Source organism: Desulfonatronospira sp. MSAO_Bac3, from assembly GCF_003838035.1.
GTDB lineage: Bacteria > Desulfobacterota > Desulfovibrionia > Desulfovibrionales > Desulfonatronovibrionaceae > Desulfonatronospira > Desulfonatronospira thiodismutans.
In genome coordinates, this window is the sequence record NZ_QYZY01000366.1 from 1 (window position 1) to 1,224 (window position 1,224).

Consider the following 1,224-nt stretch of genomic DNA (forward strand, 5'->3'; position numbering starts at 1 on the left):
CGCGTGGCAGGACGCGTGATTGATTTCTCGACTTTTTGCGGATGCATCCTACATGGTCAAATTATTTCCAGGGCAGTAGTTTCTGGTCAATCCAGTTCCTGCTCCAGGGCCTGGTCTATCTGGCTTCTGGTGAACATGTCCCGCAGGATCAGGGGGCTGTCCGGGTTGTCTCTGGAGAAGATGGCCACCAGGGGGATGCTTTGGCTGTCCAGAGCCCGGAGCATTTCTTCGCCGGGAGGATTGGGCTGGGTCAGGTCTATGCGGACAAACTGCAGATCGTATCGCTGGGCGTTTTCAGCCATGAAACCCGGGGTAAGCACGGTCTGCTCCAGGAACTTGCAGTTGGGGCACCAGTCCGCTGTGAATTCCAGAAGGATGTTTTCCCGGCCCAGCATTTCCTCAAACTGCTGTTCTTCAAAAGGTGTCCAGGCAACTGGATGCTCCGGAGCGGGACGAAACAGCAAAAAGGCGGCCAGGGCGACAAGCACCAGGGCCGAGAGGCGAATGGAGCGTCTTCTCAGGTTGGACTGTTTAAGGTCGGTCCAGTGCCCCCACATCCAGGCGGCAAAGGCGATGACCAGAAACATGATCAGGGCTTTCACGAACATGTCCTCAGGTATAAGGGACATGAGATAGACGCAGGTGGCCAGGAGGAAAAATCCCAGGATCTTTTCCAGGTACATGGTCCAGGGACCTGGCCTGGGCAGAAAACGCAGCATGAACGGAAATAGGGCCATGAGCAGGTAGGGAAGGGCCATGCCCAGGCCCATGCTCCAGAGGACTATGCCGATGATTGCAGGCGGCTGAGTCAGGGTCCAGGCCAGTACACCCCCCAAAAACGGTCCGCTGCACGGGGTGGCCAGGAAGGTGGCCAGCATGCCGGTGCTCAGGGCCTCGGCATTGGGGTTCTTCCAGGGGTCCTGGGTCCTGGACTTGAGATCTATCACCGGCAGGTCGTACAGGCCGAAGAGGCTCAGGCTAAGGGCAAAGATTATGCAGCCCAGTACAAGTATGGCCCCGGGGCTTTGAAAGAGCTGGCCCCAGGCCATGCCGGTAAGGGATAAGACCACGGCCAGTACGGAAAAGAAAATAAGCATGCCCAGGGCGAAGAATATATTGTGCTTGCGAAAAGCCCTTTTCTGGGCATCAATGCCGGAATCCTCCTCCAGGGTGAGCATGCCTCTTAGCTTCAGGCTGATGACGGGCAGAACGCACGGGGTGAAA

General features: G+C 57.2%; 1 protein-coding gene. It reads right to left on the reverse strand.

Annotation, left to right across the window (positions count from 1 at the left end; all coding sequences use genetic code 11):
• Positions 1 to 86 precede the first annotated feature (86 nt).
• Positions 87 to 1,224 (reverse strand): protein-disulfide reductase DsbD family protein (locus tag D5S03_RS12810; RefSeq protein WP_287044309.1); only part of this gene is annotated, 1,138 nt, incomplete at its 5' end.